Origin of the sequence: Prauserella cavernicola (genome assembly GCF_016595675.1) — a bacterium.
GTDB lineage: Bacteria > Actinomycetota > Actinomycetes > Mycobacteriales > Pseudonocardiaceae > Prauserella_A > Prauserella_A cavernicola.
On sequence record NZ_JAENJH010000011.1, the window covers coordinates 16,457 to 34,026 of the forward strand.

General features: G+C 71.8%; 17 protein-coding genes. 12 read left to right on the forward strand and 5 right to left on the reverse strand.

Going from position 1 to position 17,570, the window contains the following annotated elements; genetic code table 11:
• The first annotated feature begins 181 nt into the window (after positions 1–181).
• The 4 genes from JHE00_RS30010 to JHE00_RS30025 all read left to right on the forward strand — a co-directional run bounded on the left by JHE00_RS30010 (position 182) and on the right by JHE00_RS30025 (position 5,131).
• The gene (locus JHE00_RS30010; RefSeq protein ID WP_200324662.1) at positions 182–2,443 is read left to right on the forward strand and encodes a polyribonucleotide nucleotidyltransferase; all 2,262 of its coding nucleotides are present in this window, start codon (positions 182–184) and stop codon (positions 2,441–2,443) included.
• 93 nt (positions 2,444–2,536) lie between these two features.
• On the forward strand, positions 2,537–3,907 hold the full coding sequence (locus JHE00_RS30015) for a M16 family metallopeptidase (RefSeq protein ID WP_200324665.1): 1,371 nt from the start codon (positions 2,537–2,539) through the stop codon (positions 3,905–3,907).
• On the forward strand, positions 3,904–4,659 hold the full coding sequence (gene dapB / locus JHE00_RS30020) for a 4-hydroxy-tetrahydrodipicolinate reductase (protein ID WP_200324667.1): 756 nt from the start codon (positions 3,904–3,906) through the stop codon (positions 4,657–4,659). The genes JHE00_RS30015 and dapB overlap by 4 nt, the downstream gene beginning before the upstream one ends.
• Positions 4,660–4,684: 25 nt before the next feature.
• The gene (locus JHE00_RS30025) at positions 4,685–5,131 is read left to right on the forward strand and encodes a tetratricopeptide repeat protein (RefSeq protein ID WP_200324669.1); all 447 of its coding nucleotides are present in this window, start codon (positions 4,685–4,687) and stop codon (positions 5,129–5,131) included.
• Between the two features lie 28 nt (positions 5,132–5,159).
• Here JHE00_RS30025 and JHE00_RS30030 read toward each other — a convergent pair whose 3' ends face one another.
• A complete protein-coding gene (locus JHE00_RS30030; protein WP_200324671.1) occupies positions 5,160–5,681 on the reverse strand; it encodes a YqaA family protein in 522 nt (173 codons plus the stop codon).
• Positions 5,682–5,901: 220 nt separating this feature from the next.
• Here JHE00_RS30030 and JHE00_RS35360 point away from each other — a divergent pair, with 220 nt between their 5' ends.
• Complete coding sequence (locus JHE00_RS35360) at positions 5,902–6,351, forward strand: GtrA family protein (RefSeq protein ID WP_307832181.1); 450 nt, start codon at positions 5,902–5,904, stop codon at positions 6,349–6,351.
• Between the two features lie 40 nt (positions 6,352–6,391).
• Here JHE00_RS35360 and JHE00_RS30040 read toward each other — a convergent pair whose 3' ends face one another.
• The gene (locus JHE00_RS30040) at positions 6,392–6,952 is read right to left on the reverse strand and encodes a GNAT family N-acetyltransferase (RefSeq protein ID WP_200324674.1); all 561 of its coding nucleotides are present in this window, start codon (positions 6,950–6,952) and stop codon (positions 6,392–6,394) included.
• An 80-nt stretch (positions 6,953–7,032) separates the two neighbouring features.
• On the opposite strand from JHE00_RS30040, the gene JHE00_RS30045 reads away from it, so the two are divergent.
• Positions 7,033–7,812 carry an SAM-dependent methyltransferase gene (locus JHE00_RS30045; protein WP_200324676.1) on the forward strand — a complete coding sequence of 260 codons (780 nt, stop codon included), beginning with the start codon at positions 7,033–7,035 and terminating at the stop codon, positions 7,810–7,812.
• Positions 7,813–7,874: 62 nt separating this feature from the next.
• Entirely contained in the window at positions 7,875–9,077 is a 1,203-nt protein-coding gene (locus JHE00_RS30050; protein WP_200324678.1) for a winged helix-turn-helix domain-containing protein, read from the forward strand.
• A gap of 114 nt (positions 9,078–9,191) precedes the next feature.
• Here JHE00_RS30050 and JHE00_RS30055 read toward each other — a convergent pair whose 3' ends face one another.
• The gene (locus JHE00_RS30055) at positions 9,192–10,100 is read right to left on the reverse strand and encodes a DUF4097 family beta strand repeat-containing protein (protein WP_200324680.1); all 909 of its coding nucleotides are present in this window, start codon (positions 10,098–10,100) and stop codon (positions 9,192–9,194) included.
• 2 nt (positions 10,101–10,102) lie between these two features.
• Positions 10,103–10,627: a toxin-antitoxin system HicB family antitoxin gene (locus tag JHE00_RS30060; protein WP_200324682.1), complete on the reverse strand. Its 525-nt coding sequence runs from the start codon at positions 10,625–10,627 to the stop codon at positions 10,103–10,105.
• A gap of 128 nt (positions 10,628–10,755) precedes the next feature.
• On the opposite strand from JHE00_RS30060, the gene thyX reads away from it, so the two are divergent.
• The 5 genes from thyX to JHE00_RS30085 all read left to right on the forward strand — a co-directional run bounded on the left by thyX (position 10,756) and on the right by JHE00_RS30085 (position 16,367).
• Complete coding sequence (thyX, locus tag JHE00_RS30065; protein WP_200324684.1) at positions 10,756–11,508, forward strand: FAD-dependent thymidylate synthase; 753 nt, start codon at positions 10,756–10,758, stop codon at positions 11,506–11,508.
• Between the two features lie 3 nt (positions 11,509–11,511).
• Entirely contained in the window at positions 11,512–11,904 is a 393-nt protein-coding gene (locus JHE00_RS30070) for an ACT domain-containing protein (RefSeq protein ID WP_200324686.1), read from the forward strand.
• 59 nt (positions 11,905–11,963) lie between these two features.
• A complete protein-coding gene (locus JHE00_RS30075; RefSeq protein WP_200324688.1) occupies positions 11,964–13,508 on the forward strand; it encodes a serine/threonine-protein kinase in 1,545 nt (514 codons plus the stop codon).
• A 139-nt stretch (positions 13,509–13,647) separates the two neighbouring features.
• Positions 13,648–14,673 (forward strand): 4-hydroxy-tetrahydrodipicolinate synthase, encoded by a 1,026-nt coding sequence (dapA, locus tag JHE00_RS30080; RefSeq protein WP_200324690.1) that lies wholly within the window; start codon positions 13,648–13,650, stop codon positions 14,671–14,673.
• Positions 14,670–16,367 (forward strand): ribonuclease J, encoded by a 1,698-nt coding sequence (locus JHE00_RS30085; RefSeq protein ID WP_200324693.1) that lies wholly within the window; start codon positions 14,670–14,672, stop codon positions 16,365–16,367. Before dapA ends, JHE00_RS30085 begins: the two co-directional genes overlap by 4 nt.
• Before the next feature lie 133 nt (positions 16,368–16,500).
• On the opposite strand, the gene JHE00_RS30090 is transcribed toward JHE00_RS30085, so the two are convergent.
• Entirely contained in the window at positions 16,501–17,529 is a 1,029-nt protein-coding gene (locus tag JHE00_RS30090) for an EamA family transporter (RefSeq protein WP_200324695.1), read from the reverse strand.
• Between the last annotated feature and the right edge of the window lie 41 nt (positions 17,530–17,570).

The window sequence follows — 17,570 nt, forward strand, 5'->3', positions numbered from 1 at the left end:
GAAGCAGAAAAAACGATAGGACGCCGCACCGCGCGAGGACGCCCAAGCCGGTCCTCGGTAGTGGCTCCCGGGATCTCCCGAGGGCTTCGATCGATGACCGGCCTCGTACCTCGAGCGTCGCCCCCGACGGGTGGGGGATGTGCGCACCGTCCGAGAGGTAATCAAGAGGAGTAAGTCACCCATGACAGAAGCAAGCGGCAACACCGTGCACGAATCCGAGGCCGTGCTCGACAACGGCTCGTTCGGCACCCGCACGGTCCGCTTCGAGACGGGCAGGCTGGCCAAGCAGGCCGCCGGCTCGGTCGTCGCCTACCTGGACGACGAGACCATGCTGCTCTCGGCCACCACGGCCTCGAAGCAGCCGAAGGAGCACTTCGACTTCTTCCCGCTGACGGTGGACGTCGAGGAGCGCATGTACGCCGTCGGCCGGATCCCCGGCGCGTTCTTCCGCAGGGAGGGCCGCCCGTCGACCGACGCGATCCTGACCTGCCGCCTGATCGACCGCCCGCTGCGCCCGTCGTTCGCCGACGGCCTGCGCAACGAGATCCAGGTCGTCATCACGGTCCAGAGCCTGAACCCCGACGACCCCTACGACGTGCTCGCGATCAACGCGGCGTCGGCCTCGACCCAGATCAGCGGCCTGCCGTTCTCGGGTCCGATCGGCGGCGTGCGCGTCGCGCTGATCGAGGGCCAGTGGGTCGCGTTCCCGACCTGGTCGCAGTTGGAGAAGGCCACCTTCAACATGGTGGTCGCCGGCCGCATCGTCGGTGACGACGTCGCGATCATGATGGTCGAGGCCGAGGGCACCGAGCACACGCTCGACCTGGTCGCCGACGGCGGCACGGCCCCGACCGAGCAGGTCGTGGCCGAGGGTCTCGCCGCCGCCAAGCCGTTCATCCGCGTGCTGTGCGAGGCGCAGCAGCGGCTCGCCGAGGCGGCCGCCAAGCCGACCGGCGACTTCCCGGTGTTCCTGCCCTTCCAGCAGGACGCGTTCGACGCCGTCGCCGCCATCGCGACCGACGACCTCACCAAGGCGCTGGCCATCGCGGGCAAGCAGGACCGCGACAACGCGACCGACGAGGTCAAGGCCGCCGTCCTGGAGAAGGTCGGTGTCGCCGAGGGCGAGGCCTTCGAGGGTCGCGAGAAGGAGGTCGGCGCCGCCTTCCGCGCGCTGACCAAGAAGCTCATCCGCCAGCGCATCCTGCGCGACAAGGTGCGCATCGACGGCCGCGGTCTCACCGACATCCGGCAGCTGTCCGCCGAGGTCGCCGTGATCCCGCGGGCGCACGGTTCGGCGCTGTTCGAGCGCGGCGAGACCCAGATCCTGGGTGTCACCACGCTGAACATGCTCCGCATGGAGCAGCAGCTCGACACGCTCTCGCCGGAGACGACGAAGCGCTACCTGCACCACTACAACTTCCCGCCGTTCTCCACCGGCGAGACCGGCCGCGTCGGCTCGCCGAAGCGGCGCGAGATCGGCCACGGTGCGCTCGCCGAGCGCGCCCTGGTTCCGGTGCTGCCGAAGCGCGACGAGTTCCCCTACGCGATCCGTCAGGTGTCCGAGGCCCTCGGCTCCAACGGTTCGACGTCGATGGGTTCGGTCTGCGCCTCGACGCTGGGCCTGTACAACGCCGGTGTGCCGCTCAAGGCGCCGGTCGCGGGCATCGCGATGGGCCTGGTGTCCGACCAGGTCGACGGCAAGACCGAGTACGTCGCGCTGACCGACATCCTCGGTGCCGAGGACGCCTTCGGCGACATGGACTTCAAGGTCGCCGGCACCAAGGAGTTCATCACCGCGCTGCAGCTGGACACCAAGCTCGACGGCATCCCGTCGGACGTGCTGGCCGGTGCGCTGGACCAGGCCAAGGACGCCCGGCTCACGATCCTCGAGGTCATCGCCGAGGCCATCGACGGCCCCGACGAGATGAGCCCGTTCGCCCCGCGCGTCACCTCGGTGAAGATCCCGGTCGACAAGATCGGCGAGGTCATCGGCCCGAAGGGCAAGATGATCAACTCGATCACCGAGGAGACCGGCGCCGACATCTCGATCGAGGACGACGGCACGATCTACGTGGGCGCGGCCGACGGCCCGTCGGCGGAGGCCGCGATCGACAAGATCAACGCCATCGCCAACCCGCAGCTGCCGAAGGTCGGCGAGCGCTTCCTGGGCACGGTCGTCAAGACGGCCGCGTTCGGCGCGTTCGTCTCGCTGCTGCCGGGCAAGGACGGCCTGGTGCACATCTCCAAGCTGGGCAACGGCAAGCGCATCGCCAAGGTCGAGGACGTCGTCAACGTCGGTGACAAGCTCCGCGTGGAGATCGCCGACATCGACAACCGCGGCAAGATCAGCCTGGTCCTGGTCAAGGAGGACGAGGAGCAGGCCGAGGGCGGCGAGCAGGCCGAGGCCGAGGCCAAGGCTGAGGACACGGCTGACGCCAAGTAGGTCCCTGAGCGGGACGACCCATCTGTGACGGACGGCCCGTCTCCCGTCGGACGACGGGGGACGGGCCGTTCTCCGACTGACCGGCAAAGGTTCATGGCGCGAAGCATTCCCGGGCACGAGCAGCCCATCGGCAGTACCCGCACGCTGGAGTCACCCACAGACGGTGCGCACGGCTCGCTCGTGAAGCGCACCGTGCTGCCCGGCGGGCTGCGGGTGGTCACCGAGAGCGTGCCGGGTGTGCGCTCGGCGACCGTCGGCCTGTGGGTCGGCATCGGCTCGCGCGACGAGCAGCCCAGCGTCGCCGGTGCCGCGCACTACCTGGAACACCTGCTGTTCAAGGGAACCGGCACCCGCGACGCGACGCGGATCGCCGAGGAGATCGACGCGGTGGGCGGCGAGTTCAACGCCTTCACCGCGAAGGAGCACACCTGCTACTACGCGCAGGTGCTCGACGAGGACCTGCCGCTCGCGGTGGATCTGGTGACCGACGTCGTGTTCGGCGCGCGCTGCGCGGACTCCGATGTGGACACCGAACGCCAGGTGGTGCTCGAGGAGATCGCCATGCGCGACGACGATCCCGAGGACCTGCTGCACGACACGTTCGTCGAGACGATCCTCGACGGTCACGCACTCGGCCGGTCCGTGCTCGGCACGGAGGCCTCGATCACCGGCATGGCGCCGACGGCGTTGCGCGGGTTCTACCGGCGCCGGTACACGCTGCCGAAGATGGTGCTCGCCGTGGCGGGCAACGTCGAACACGCGCGCGTGATTCGCCTGGTGCGCAAGGCGTTGCGTGACCGGCTGTCCGGTTCGGACACTCCTGCCGCGCCGCGCGACGGGCGGGCCAGGGTGCGCACGCCGCGCAAGCTGGTGCTACGCCCCGACGACACCGAGCAGGCCCACGTGATGCTCGGTATGCCGTCGCTGAGCAGGCACGACGAGCGCCGGTTCGCGCTGTCGGTGCTCAACGCGGCACTCGGCGGCGGGATGAGCTCGCGGTTGTTCCAGGAGATCAGGGAACGCCGCGGTCTGGCGTACCAGGTGTACTCGTCGGTGGCGAGCTACGCCGACACCGGGCATCTCGGCGTCTACGCGGGCTGTCAGCCGGAGCGCCTGGGCGAGGTGACGACAGTGATCCGCCAGGTGCTGGCCGATGTCGCCGAGCACGGGCTGAGCGAGGCCGAGGTGAGCCGCGCGAAGGGACAGCTGCGCGGCGGCCTGGTGCTGGGCATGGAGGACACCGCCTCCCGCATGACCAGGCTGGGCAAGAACGAGCTCAACTACGGTCGCTACCTGAGCGTGAGCGGCACGGTGGAGCGCATCGACGCCGTCACCGCCGACGAGGTCGCCGCGCTCGCCCGCGCGCTGCTGCGCAGGCCGGGTGGCCCGACGACCGCCGTCGTGGTCGGACCGTACGCTCACGACGACGACCTGCCCGCGGAACTGCACGAGGTGATCGCATGAGTGAGGAACTGATCCGGGTCGGCGTGCTCGGTGCACGCGGGAGGATGGGCGCGCAGGCCGTCGGCGCTGTCGACGGTGCCGCGGACCTCGACCTGGTCGCCGCGCTCGACGCGGGAGACGACCTCGCCGCGCTCGTCGACGCGAAGGCCCAGGTCGTCGTGGACTTCACCCACCCCGACGCGGTCATGGACAACCTCCGCTTCGCGATCGACGCCGGCGTCCACGCCGTCGTCGGCACCACCGGCTTCGACCAGGACCGGCTGCGGACGGTCACCGGCTGGCTCGGCGCCAAGCCCGAACTGGGCGTGCTGATCGCGCCGAACTTCGCTCTCGGCGCGGTCCTGGCGATGCGCTTCGCGCAGCAGGCCGCCCGGTTCTACGAGTCGGCCGAGGTCATCGAGCTGCACCACAACCGCAAGGCCGACGCCCCGTCGGGCACCGCCGCGCACACCGCGCAGCTGATCTCGCAGGCCCGCACCGACGCCGGGCTCGCCCCCGGCAGCGACGCGACCACGTCGGAGATGGCGGGCGCGCGCGGCGCGAACGTCGGCGACGTGCGCGTGCACTCGGTCCGCCTGCCCGGCCTGGTCGCGCACGAGGAGATCCTGTTCGGCGCGGAGGGGGAGACCCTGACGATCCGGCACGACTCGATGGACCGCTCGTCGTTCATGCCGGGCGTGCTGCTGGGCGTGCGGGCCGTGCGGACCCGTCCGGGGCTCACCGTCGGCCTCGAACACGTGCTGGAGCTGTGAAGGCCGTGAGGACTGTGAGAACGCAGTGAGAGCGCGCAACGTCGCCATTCTGCTCACCGTCGCGGTGGCGGTGTACCTGGTGCTGCTCGCGGGCCGCGCGGTCGCTCTGCTGCGCACCGGCGAGCCGATGCCGATGCTGTTCGGTGTGGCGGTGCTGATCCTGCCGTTGCTCGGCGCGTGGATGCTGGCGGCGACGTGGCGTTCCGGCAACCGGATCCAGCGCCTGGCCCGCAGGCTCGAGGCCGATGGTGAGCTACCGGACGTCTCCGGGCTGCCGCGGATGCCCTCGGGCCGGGTCGACCGCAAGGCCGCCGACTCGTGGTTCGACGAGCGCAGGGCCGAGGTCGAGGCCGAACCCGACGACTGGCGCCGCTGGTACCGGCTCGCCCACGCCTACGACATCGCGGGTGACCGGCGCCGGGCGCGCGCCACGATGCGCAAGGCCATCGAACTGGAGGCCGCCGAGCACTGAGAGCGCTGAGCGCGCCGGGCCGGTACGGCTAGGCGTGCAGGAGGTTCGCGAACAGCGCCGGCGACGCCGCCAGCATGCTGAACCGGACGAACCGGCCCAGCAGCCCTGCTCCCACGAACATCGCCATCTTCATGCGCATCAGCCCGGCGAGCACGCTCGTGGCCATGAAGGGTGGCAGTCCCAGCACCGCGCTGATGCCGTAGGTGCCGTTCATCCAGTGCGGGTGCCGGTGGCAGCGCTCGCGCAGCGCTTCCAGCCACGACCGCAGCCGCTTGGTGCGCAGGTGCCAGCGGTCGCGGCGGGCCGACGGAGGTCGTTCGCGATGCAGCCTGCGGTGCAGCACCCCGGGCAGCCGGATGGTGCCGCGCGCCGCGAGGAAGTACAGCAGCTTCCCGCCGATCTGCCCGACCGCGACCGCGGCGCCGACGGCCACCCACGGGATGCCGTTCCCGCTGGTCATGAGTCCGATGACGAAAACTTCGATACTGATGACCGGAATCACGGCGGAGCCGAACGCGACCCCGAACGTGAGAGCCAGCCAAGCGAGCACGAAGAGCCTCCTGAGTCAGTGACCGGTTCACGGTAACGCGATCAGGTGAGAAAACCGTGACGTTTTCGAGATTTTTCACGGAAGTGAACTCCCCGGACGATCACCTGTGCTTCAACATCCGGAAACCTGAGGGTGGCAACCTAGCGTCGTGGCCGCGTCCGCCGACGAGCACCCCTCCACGTCCCGTGCTGCCCAGCGGTTCGCCCGTTTCTGCGCAGCGGTGACAGCCCGTTTACCGTTCGGTCTCGCCCGGATCGTGCCGCCGACGTTCCTCGGGTTCGTGCTGATCAACAGCTTCACCTTCGGAGTCGACCTGGTGCTGCTGACGCTGCTGCACGGGGCGCTGGACGTGCCGATCGCGCTGTCGGTCTCCGTCGCCTACGCGCTGGCGTTCGGGCTGGCCTTCGTGCTCAACCGCACCGTCAATTTCCGCTCGCACGCCCCCGCGGGCCGCCAGGCGGTGCTCTACGCCATCGCCGTGGTGATCAACTACGTCGCGTTCATCCTCGGCGTGGGCGCGGGACTGACCGGGCTGGGCCTGGACTACCACCTCGCGAGGATCCTCGCGGGCGGTTGCGAGGGGCTGTTCATGTACACCGTGATGCGCTGGGTGGTGTTCGCCGAGCCCCGGCGCCCCGCAGCGGTGGCGGCCGCGCGACCCGGTCAGTAGGTCCACTCCCGGCCCGGGGGTCCCGTGCCCCTCCGCCGGGTCAGCCGTCCAGCTCGAGGTCGAGACCGCCGGTGAGGCGCAGCTCCTTGACCGTGCGCTCGCCGGTGTCGAGCGTGCGCACGGTGCCGTCGGGCTGCCAGCCCGCGCGCCGGAAGAACGACAGCGACGCCGGGTCCGCCTGCGCGACCCAGGTGATGCCGCGCTCGGCGCCGCGTTCGCGCAGGCCGGCCGCGGCACCGGCGAGCAGGCGCCCGCCGTGACCCCTGCGGCCCCAGCGCGGCTCCACGAGCACGGTCGCGATCAGGCCCGTGCGATCCGCGTCGGCGGGCAGGGAGCCGTCGGCGGCGGCGACCTCCTCACCGGGCGCCTGTCCCGCCACGCAGAAGCCGACGGTGAACTCGCCCTCGAGGGCGAGGTAGACGTCGGTGGCCGGGTGTTCGACGGCCTCGCGCCAGTGCTGGGCCAGCTCGGCCTCGTCGAGCGCGTCGAGAGCCGCGGCGCCGAGAAGTTCCGCGTAGGCCGCGCGCCAGGTGACCTGCTGGATCCGCGCGATCTCGGTGGCGTCGGCGACAGTGGCGAGGTGGACCGCGGCGGTGCTCATACGCGCACGCTACTGAAGCCGGATGCCCCGCCGGAAAACCGGTGTCGCCGACGGACCGCGGGTCCTTATGGTCGCCGATCATGAACGACACGCACGCCCCACCGCGCCTGACCAGGCTCACGTTCCACGGCCCGCTCTCCGACGACCGGGCCGGCAGGATGATCCGCAGGCTCGCCGATCGGCCCGGCCCGTTCTCGGTGCTCGACCTCGGCTGCGGGTGGGGAGAGTTCATGCTGCGCCTGCTCGAGGCGGCTCCCGGCTCCACGGGCGTCGGAGTCGACGTCAACGAGGTGGACCTCGCTCGCGGGCGCGCCAACGCCGAGGCCAGGGGCCTGGCCGAGCGCGTCCGCTTCGTTCAGGAGTCCGCCGCCGACGTCGTCTCCGGTCCCGCCACCGGCCGCGCCGATGTCGTGCTGTGTTTCGGCGCCAGCCACGCGCTCAGCGACGCGCCGCCGCCCGAGCACGTCCCGGCCGCGCTGCGGGCGCTGCGCGGCCTGGTGCGGCCTGGCGGCCGCGTGCTGCTCGGGGAGAGCTTCTGGCAGCGCCCGCCCACGGGTGACGAGCTGTCGGCGATGTGGCCGGAGGCCTCCGCCGCCGAGTTCACCGACCTGGCGGGTCTCGTCGACCTCGCCGTCGCGGAGGGTCTCCGTCCCGAGTGGATCGAGACCGCGAGCCGGGACGAGTGGGAGCAGTTCGAGTCCGGCTACCAGGCCGATGTCGAGGAGTGGCTCGCCGCCAATGCCGGGCATCCGCTGGCCGGGCAGACCCGGGAGCGGGTGGACCGGCACCGCCGGAGGTGGCTGCGGGGCTATCGCGATGTCCTGGGCCTGGCCTATCTGACACTGGTGCCGGTGGCCTGAGCTCCGGCGGCTCGCCGGGAAAGTGTCGGAGGGTCCTGGCAGCATGGCCGACCGTGAGAACCATGAGCTTGCCCGTGGCGCGCCGCACGGCGCTCGCCGCGCAGGGATTCGCCGATCCGCGCCCGCGGGGAGCGCCGACCAGACGGCATCTGCAGCGCGTGCTGTCGCGCGTGCGGCTCATCCAGCTCGACTCGGTGAACGTCGCCGTCCGGGCCCACTACGCGCCGCTGTTCGCCCGGCTCGGCGCCTACGAGCCCGCGTTGATCGACGACGCGGCCTGGTCCGACACCGCCAGGAAGCCCAGGATGCTCGTGGAGTACTGGGCGCACGAGGCGAGCCTGGTGCCGGTGGACGACTGGCCGCTGCTGCAGTCCGGTGCCAAACGGCAGGGCTGGTGGCGGCACTACGGCGCGCTCGCCGAGCAGTCGCCGTCGCTGGTCGACGACGTGCTCGCGGTGGTCAAGGAGCTCGGTCCGGTGGGCGCGGGCGCCATCGAGAAGGAAGTGGCGGGCGCCTCGCGGCGGGCTCCCGGGGCGTGGTGGGAGCGCTCGGAGGTCAAGCGGATCTGCGAGTGGCTCTTCGGGATGGGGCAGCTCACCACGGGCACACGGCGCGGGTTCGAACGGCTCTACGACCTCACCGAACGGGTGCTGCCCGCCGAGGTACTGGCACGCCGGGTCGACGCCGACGAGGGTGCCCGGCGACTCGTGGCCAACTCGGCGACCGCGCTCGGGGTGGCCACGGAGACCGACCTGCGCGACTACTACCGGCTGGGCCCGCAGGTGTGCAGGCAGGCCGTGGAGGAGCTGGTCGAGGAGGGCACGCTCGAACCGGTGCGCGTGGCGACGTGGAAGCAGCGGGCCTACCGGCACCGCGACGCGAGCACGCCGAGGGCCGTGAGCGGGCGCGCGCTGCTGTGCCCGTTCGACCCGCTGATCTGGGAGCGTGCCCGCACGGAGCGGCTGTTCGGCTTCCGGTACCGCATCGAGATCTACGTGCCCGAGCCGCAGCGCGTGCACGGGTACTACGTGTTCCCGTTCCTGCTCGACGGCGAGCTCGTGGCCAGGGTGGACCTCAAGTCCGACCGGGCGGCCGGGGTGCTGCGCGCGCAGGGCGCGTTCGCCGAACCGGGCGCCGACCACGGCCGCGTCGCCGAGGACCTGGCCGCGGAACTCGGGCACATGGCGAGCTGGCTGGGCCTCGACGGTGTCGCCGTGGGGGAGCGGGGCGACCTCGCGCCCGCACTGCGCGAGGCGGCGGGCTGACGCCACCACTGCCGGCAAGGCCGGAGCCGGGGTGCTCGCGACGGGCACCCCGGCTCCGGTGACGGGGAGCAGGACCGGGCGTGGCCCTGCTCCCTCCCCCTCACGTTCCGGCGTTCAGCTCGCCGCTTTGACGATCACGGCGTCTCCGGAGCCCGTCCGGGCCCGGACCGTCAGCGGCACGGCACCCGCGGGCGGTGCGTCGGCGACGTCGAGTTCGCTCGACACCCTGCCCGCCCCCGAGGACAGGTCGATCTCGGCCGCGACCCCGTCGTGGATCCCGATGCGGATGTCGCCCGACCCCGTGATCGCCTCGATCGAGCCGCCCGCGGCGTCGGCCACCGACAGGTCGCCGCTGCTGGTGCGGATCAGCACCTCGCCGGCGACCTCGCCGAGCCACACGTCGCCCGTGCCCGTGGCCACGGTGGCCGAACCCGGCACCGAGGACGCCTCGACGTCACCACTGCCCGAGCGCAGTTGCAGGCCGGCGGGCAGCGGCCCGAGCTTCACGGCCCCGCTGCCGGTCCGGACGGTCGCCGCTCCCTCGGCGCCCTCCAGGCTCACCGCGCCCGAGCCGGTGGACAGGTCCACGCGGCCCGCCGTGCCGGTCACCGTGACGTCGGCCGTGCCCCCGCGCACCGTGAGCTCCGAGCCGGCGGGCGCGTGCACGGTCACGGCGAGCGGTGTGTTGCGCAACGGCAGCGGCTTGGGCCCCTTCACGACCAGCCGGTTGCCGGTCAGCTCGATCCGGCTCTGCTCGACGGCGTCGGAGGGCGAGCCGGAGAAGTCGGTGCCGAACTGGCCGCCGAAGCGCTCGCCGACCCAGTTCAGCAGGCTCGACACACCCTCGGTCCACGGTGCCTGCGCCGACGGCTCGTGCCGGACCTCGACGAGCGTCTCGCCGTCGCCGAGCCGGATGTCGACGCGGCCCACGCTCACGTCCACGTCCAGCTCCAGCGGCCCCTCGGCGTCGAAGTTCTGGGTGCGCACCAGTTCCTCGGGCGCGTCCTGTGGCTGCTCGGTCATGATCACCCTTCCACCCAGCCGTGCAGATGCGACCGGTTGCCGCCGCGCGGCTTCGGTCCTCCCCAGTGCTGGTGCTGCTGAGCGCCCTGCAGAGCGCCCTGGACGGCTTGCGAGACGAACGTGTTCAGCGAGACCCCCTGCGCCGCGGCCTGCTGCTCGGCCTGCGACTTGATCTGCTCGAACAGTCGCAGCGTGATCCGGCTGATGTCACCCGCGTCGGCGGGCGGCGGCGGAGGCGGCGGTGGCGGAGGGGCCGCCGAGGACGGGCCGGTAGCGGGCTCCGTCTCGCCCCCGGTGACCACCACGCGCACGTCGCGGCCGTCGAGCCTGACCTCCACCACCTGGTCCGGCAGGTTGGCGGTGACCTCGGCGGCGAGGTCGGCCAGTGCGTTCATCAGTGTCAGGCGGGCGGCGGGTTCGAGCGCCGCCGACAGCACGGCGGCGGCGCGCTGCGTCTGCTCGTCGCCCGCGGAGGCCGCGGTGCCGAGGTCCTCCCGCAGTCTGTTGAGATACGGCGTCAAGTCCATGACGCCACTATGACGTCACTTCTGACATCACGCAACCATCGTTCTGGCGTCGGTGACGTCACCCCCGGGATCGTCGGGTGCGGGCGTTACGCTGCCCCCCGGAGTCAGCGAGGTGGAGGGAGTCGGACGTGGCCGAGACGGTGTCACCCACGGTGAGGTTGATCGCGAAGACGGAGTTCTTCCCGCCGGAGGACGTGCCGTGGACGACGGACGCCGACGGGGGTCAGGCGCTCGCGGAGTTCGCGGGCCGGGCGTGCTACCAGTCGTGGAAGAAGCCGAATCCGAAGACCGCGACCAACGCCGGCTACATCGACCACATCATCGAGGTGGGCCACCTCTCGGTGCTCGAGCACGGCTCGGTGAGCTTCTACATCACCGGGATCTCGCGCTCGCTCACCCATGAGCTGATCCGGCACCGGCACTTCTCGTACTCGCAGCTGTCGCAGCGGTACGTGCCCGAGCGGGACGCGGCGTTCGTCGAGCCCGACGTCATCGCCGAGGATCCCGAGCTGCACGAGAAGTTCCTCGCCGCGGCACAGGCCAGTGTGGACGCCTACACCGACCTGCTCGCCGGGCTGGAGCGGAAGTTCGACGACGCGCCGAGCGCCACGCTGCGCCGCAAGCAGGCCCGCCAGGCCGCGCGCGCGATCCTGCCCAACGCCACCGAGACCCGCATCGTGGTCACCGGCAACTACCGTGCCTGGCGGCACTTCATCGCCATGCGCGCCACTGAGCACGCCGACGTGGAGATCCGCGCTCTCGCCGTGGAATGCCTGCGGCAGCTGCAGAAGGCGGCGGAGAACGTGTTCGCCGACTTCACGATCTCGACGCTGCCCGACGGCACCGAGGTCGCGTCCAGCCCGAAGGTTCTCGAGGGCTGACGCGTGCGCCGGCTCGTGATCGACGTCCAGCCGGGCGAGTACGCCGTGGCCCGGCTGGACGCGAAGGCGGAGGTGCCGCCGTCCCTGCTCGGCGCCGATGACGGGCTCGTGTCGCTCACGCGCACGAGCGACGAGCTTTCCGTGGTGTGCCCGGCCGCGCTGGTGCCCGGTGGGGCCGATGTGGACGGTGACTGGCGGTTGCTGAGCGTGCGCGGACCGCTCGCGTTCACCCTCACGGGAATCATCGCGGCGTTGTCGAGCGAGCTCGCCGCCGCGGGTGTCGCGCTGTTCAGTCTGTCCACCTTCGACACCGACCACGTGCTGGTGAAGGGCGCCGAGCTCGACCGTGCGGTCGCGGCGCTGACGGGCGCGGGGCACGAGGTTCACGGAGTCTGATCCGGCGTGAGGGGCCGCCCGCTACGATCTGGGCGCCACACGACGAGGGGACGACCACGGTGACCGACGAGCAGCTCCGGCAGACGCAGACGACGCGGGCGGCCGCCGTTCCCCGGGTGCTCGCGGGCAGGTACCGGCTGCTCACCGAGCTCGGTCGCGGTGGCATGGGTGTCGTGCACCGCGCCGAGGACACCGTGATCGGCAGGCACGTGGCCATCAAGGAGCTGCGGCTGCCCGACGCCGCCGACGACGCGGGCGTGTTCCAGGAGCGCGTGCTGCGCGAGGTGCGCACCGGCGGCAAGCTCAACGACCCCGCCGTGGTCACCGTGTACGACGTGATCGCCGACGGCGACGCGACGTTCATCGTGATGGAACTGGTCGAGGCGCCCACGTTGTCCACGGTGGTCCGGAGCCAGGGGCCGCTGCCGCCGCACCAGGTCGCGCTGATCGGCGAGCGGGTGCTGGCGGCGCTGCAGGCCGCGCACAACGCGGGCATCGTGCACCGCGACGTCAAGCCCGGCAACATCATGGTCGGGCAGAACGGCCGCGTGAAGCTCACCGACTTCGGCATCGCGCAGGCGGTGGACGACCCGCGGCTCACCACGAGCGGCATGCTCGTCGGCTCGCCCGCGTTCATGGCGCCCGAGCGCGTCGCGGGCAGGGAGGCGCTGCCCGCCTCGGACCTGTGGTCGCTCGGCGCGGCGCTGTTCTTCGCCGTCGAGGGCACTCTGCCCTTCGAGCGCTCCACCACCGCGGCCACGCTGCACGCGATCATGAACGAGGTCCCGTACCTCACCCACGCGCAGGGCCCCCTGGCGTCGGCGATCATGGGGATGCTGATCTCCACGCCCGAGGCCAGGATCACGGCGGAGCAGGCCAAGGGGTTGCTCGCTATGGCGGCGCAGCAGCCGGGCTACGCGCCGTCCACCCCGCCGGGCGGTCAGCACACGGCGGCCTACGCGGGGGGCCAGCCGCCCACGATGATGGGCCCGCCGCCCACCGGTTTCGCGCCGCAGCCGCCGCCCGCGCCGCGGCGGAGCACGGCCGCGCGCCGAGCGCTGACGGTCGGTGGCGTGCTCGCGGCCGTCGCCCTGCTGGCGGGCGGGTTCTTCCTCGGCAAGCCCGTGTGGGGCCCGTCGGTCGACGACGCGATGCTGCCGACCCTGACCTACGGCAGGAGCGGCGACATGCGGAGCTACTACTTCTCCGGCAGCTCCTACTACTGCGTGAACACGCCGATCGGCGCCGGGCGTTCCATCACCAGCGAGAACTGGGTGGACTGCGACGAGGACCACGACGCCCAGCTCTACGAGAGCGCGGCGGCCTACGGGCTCTCCACCGAGCAGGACACCGTGCCCGCCAGCTTCCCGGGAGACGAGTCGCTCGCCGCGTTCGCCGAGGCCAAGTGCGGGATGGCCTTTCACTCCAACCGGATCCGGGACGAGAGCCGGCCGAACCTGAAGTACCAGGCGATGGTTCCGTCGCAGGGCGAGTGGCAGCGCCGCATGGACGGCACCGACGACCCGAGGCGCAACGTCTACTGCTTCGTGGTGCCGGCCGACGGCGGCAGGCTCAACGGGTTCCAGACCAACCAGGTCGATTAGGCCCTCGCTTCCGGAGAAATTCCGGCGTGGGGCAGGCGGAACGGGCGATCCTCCGCCCCGCGGCGCGATCACGCGGCGGCACTCGCGATCGGCTCGGTCGGCGCACCCACCGGGCCGTCGAGGAGGTACCGTCAGCATCATGTCGATCGCACCGTCCACCCCGCCGACCGCCGCGCCGGGAAGACCCTTCGGCCGGGTGCTCACCGCCATGGTCACTCCGTTCGACGCCGAGGGTGCCGTCGATCTGAAGCGGGCTCAGGAGCTCGCCGTGCACCTGCTCGACCTGGGTAACGACGGGCTCGTGCTCAACGGCACCACCGGCGAGAGCCCCACCACCACCGACGCCGAGAAGGCCGACCTGATCCGCGCCGTCGTCGAGGCCGTGGGCGACCGCGCGAGCGTGATCGCGGGTGCGGGCACCTACAACACCGCGCACAGCATCGAGCTGGCCCAGGCCGCCGAGAAGGCGGGCGCGCACGGCGCGCTCGTGGTGACCCCGTACTACTCGCGGCCCACGCAGGCCGGGCTGTACGCGCACTTCACCGCCGTCGCCGACGCGACCGGGCTGCCGGTGATGCTCTACGACATCCCGCCGCGCTCGATCGTGCCGATCGAGGTGGACACGTTGCGGCGCCTCGCGGAGCACCCGCGCATCGTCGCCGTCAAGGACGCGAAGGGCGACCTGCTCGCGGGCAGCGAGGTCATCGCCAACACACACCTGGCGTACTACTCCGGTGACGACGCGCTGAACCTGCCGTGGCTGTCCGTCGGCGCCGCGGGCGTGGTGAGCGTGATCGGCCACGTCGTCGCGGGCCGGATCCGCGCCATGATCGAGGCCTACGAGGACGGCGACACCTCCACCGCGCGCACCAACCACCGCGGCATGCTCGCCGTGTACCGGGCGTTCTCGCGGGTCGGCGGTGTCGTGTTCAGCAAGACGGCCCTGCGGCTGCGTGGCTACGAGGTCGGCGAGCCGAGGCTGCCGATCGTGCCCGCCGCCGCCGAGCAGATCGAGGCGATCGCCGCCGACCTCACGGCCGCCGGTGTTCCGCTGGAGGCGCACCCGACCAGTGACTGGGCCGGCTCCCGCGTCGCGCAGGCGGACTCGGCCGCGGCCTACGTCGCGTCGACGACCCACACGAGCGTTGGGACCATTCACCGGTGACGCAACTGGTACCCGGACCCGGACCCAACAACGCTCCACCGAAGCTGCCCGAGGGAGGGCTGCGCGTCGTCGCTCTCGGCGGCATCGGCGAGGTCGGCCGCAACATGACCGTCTTCGAGTACGAGGGCAGGCTCCTCGTCGTCGACTGCGGCGTGCTCTTCCCCGAGGACGCCCAGCCCGGCGTGGACCTGATCCTGCCCGACTTCAGGGCCATCGAGGACCGGCTCGACGAGATCGACGCGCTCGTGCTCACCCACGGCCACGAGGACCACATCGGTGCCGTGCCGTTCCTGCTGCGCCTGCGGCCGGACCTGCCGGTGTACGGCTCGCGGTTCACGCTCGCGCTGCTGGCCGCCAAGTGCAAGGAGCACAAGCAGCGGCCCGTGCTGGTCGAGGTCACCGAGAGCGAGCGCCGCACGGTCGGCCCGTTCGACCTGGAGTTCTTCGCCGTCAACCACTCCATCCCCGACGCGCTCGCGGTGGCGATCCGCACGCCGGCGGGGCTGGTGCTGCACACCGGTGACATCAAGCTCGACCAGCTGCCGCTCGACGGCAGGCTCACCGACCTCGCCGGGTTCTCGCGGCTCGGCGACGAGGGCGTGGACCTGCTCTGCGTCGACTCGACCAACGCCGAGGTGCCGGGCTTCGTGACGCCCGAGCGGGACATCGGCCCCGTCCTGGACGACGTGATCGCCAGGGTGCGCCAGCGCGTGATCGTGGCGTGCTTCGCCAGCCACGTCCACCGCGTCCAGCAGGTGCTCGACGCGGCCGTGCGGCACGGCAGGCGCGTCGCGTTCGTCGGCAGATCGATGGTGCGCAACATGGACATCGCCGCCGACCTGGGCCTGCTCGACATTCCCGAGGGCCTGCTGATCAGCCTCGACGAGGCGGTGAACCTGCCCGAGTCGAAGGTGCTGTTCGTGTCCACGGGGTCGCAGGGCGAGCCGCTGTCGGCGCTGTCGCGCATGGCCAGGGGGGAGCACCGGCAGATCTCGATCCGCTCGGGCGACACCGTGGTGCTGGCCAGTTCGCTGATCCCCGGCAACGAGAACGCGGTCTTCGGCGTGATCAACGGTCTCGTGCGGCTGGGTGCCGACGTGGTGCACCAGGGCAACGCCAAGGTGCACGTGTCGGGCCACGCGTCGGCGGGGGAGTTGCTGTTCCTCTACAACGCCATCCGGCCGAGCAACGTCATGCCGGTGCACGGCGAGTGGCGGCACCTGCGCGCCAACGGCGAGCTCGCGGTGCGGACCGGGGTGGCGGCGGAGAACGTGGTGCTCGCCGAGGACGGCGTGGTGGTGGACCTGGTCGACGGCAAGGCCTCGACCACGGGACGCGTGGAGGTCGGCTACGTCTACGTCGACGGCCTCTCCGTGGGCGATGTCGGCGAGTCGACGCTGTCGGACCGCCTCATCCTCGGTGAGGGCGGCTTCATCGCCATCAACGTGGCGGTGGACTCGGCCACCGGCAGGGCGGTGACTCCGCCGACCGTGGCGGGCCGCGGCTTCTCCGACGACCCGAAGGCGCTCGACGCGGCCGTGTCGCTCGTGGAGATGGAGCTCTCGCGCACGGAGCTCGAGGGCATCACCGACACCCACCGGATCGCGCAGGCCGTCCGCAGGGTGGTGGGCCGCTGGGTCGCCGAGACCTACCGGCGGCGTCCGATGATCGTGCCCACGGTCATCTCCGTCTAGCCCTGGCCACCAGCAGGGCGGCCACCACGATGACGGCCTGCACCAGCAGGGCTCGGCGGGCACGGCGCTGTTCGACACGGGTGGGACGGCTCATGTGGTCTCCCCAGTAGGTGCGCGTTGCTCACTCGGTGGACTAGTCGCGGGAGCCGCCGGTTCCGTTCCCGTCGAGGGAACGATCCGGCGGGCTCTCGACGGGTAAGGGCTCGGCGGGTGTGGGCTGTGGTGTGCCCGGCGAGGTGAGCTGCACCAGCAGCGCGCCGCCGAGCAGCACCGCCGCGCCGAGCAGCTGGATCCAGGTCAGTGCCTCGTTGAGCAGCAGCCAGGCCGCCGCCGTGGCGATCAGCGGTTCGACCAGCGCGAGCACGCTGGCCGCGGCGACCGGCAGGTGCCGCAGCGACGAGACGCCGGCGAAGTAGGCCAGCGCCGTGGAGAACAGGGCGACGGCCACGAGCAGCACCCAGACCGGCGGCTGCCACGGCCCGAAGTCGGCAGGGCCGGTCACGATCCCCAGCGGCCACGTCCACGGCGGCGCGACGGCGCACACCGCGACGGCGCCCACCACCATGCCCCAGGTGACCATGCCCAGCGGGTGGTGGTTCGCCACGCCGCGCTCGCCGAGCAGGAAGTACGCCGCCGAGCACAGTGCCGCGCCGATGCCCGCGAGCAGGCCGATCGCGTCGAGCTGCAGCCCCTCGTGCACGCGGGCCACCATCGCGAGCCCGAGCACGGCGAGCGCGATCCCCGCCCACATCGCCCTCGGCAGCCGCACGCGGCGCACGAAGCGCACCCACAGCGCCACCAGCACCGGCGAGCTGAACTCGAGCAGGATCGCCACGCCGACGGGGATCCGCGACGCCGCGATGAAGTAGCACAGCTGCACGCCCGCGACGCCGAGCAGCCCGTAGCCCAGCAGCAGCCGCCACTGGCCCGCGGGCACCTTCAGCAGGCTGGGCCGGACCAGTGCGACGCCCACGAGCAGTACGACCGCCGCGAGCCCGATGCGCGCCGCGGCGACCTGCTGGGGCGACAGCCCGGCGAGCATGGCCGGTTTGCCGATGACCCCGGAACTGCCGAAGCACAGCGAAGCGAGCAGGAGCAAGGCCGTGCCGCGGCCCCGGTGGGCGACGAAAGTGGAACGTGCGGCGGTGACGTGGGCGGACACACCCGGACTCTAGAACCCGAGGGCGACGGTTCTCGCCTCGT

Coding starts and splice junctions, on each gene's coding strand:
- dapB (WP_200324667.1), top strand. CDS start 3,904: ATGAGTGAGGAACTGATCCGGGTCGGCGTGCTCGGTGCACGCGGGAGG.
- JHE00_RS30050 (WP_200324678.1), top strand. CDS start 7,875: ATGAGCTTGCCCGTGGCGCGCCGCACGGCGCTCGCCGCGCAGGGATTC.
- JHE00_RS30060 (WP_200324682.1), bottom strand. CDS start 10,627: ATGGACTTGACGCCGTATCTCAACAGACTGCGGGAGGACCTCGGCACC.
- JHE00_RS30040 (WP_200324674.1), bottom strand. CDS start 6,952: ATGAGCACCGCCGCGGTCCACCTCGCCACTGTCGCCGACGCCACCGAG.
- JHE00_RS30055 (WP_200324680.1), bottom strand. CDS start 10,100: ATGACCGAGCAGCCACAGGACGCGCCCGAGGAACTGGTGCGCACCCAG.
- JHE00_RS30015 (WP_200324665.1), top strand. CDS start 2,537: ATGGCGCGAAGCATTCCCGGGCACGAGCAGCCCATCGGCAGTACCCGC.
- dapA (WP_200324690.1), top strand. CDS start 13,648: ATGTCGATCGCACCGTCCACCCCGCCGACCGCCGCGCCGGGAAGACCC.
- JHE00_RS30045 (WP_200324676.1), top strand. CDS start 7,033: ATGAACGACACGCACGCCCCACCGCGCCTGACCAGGCTCACGTTCCAC.
- JHE00_RS30010 (WP_200324662.1), top strand. CDS start 182: ATGACAGAAGCAAGCGGCAACACCGTGCACGAATCCGAGGCCGTGCTC.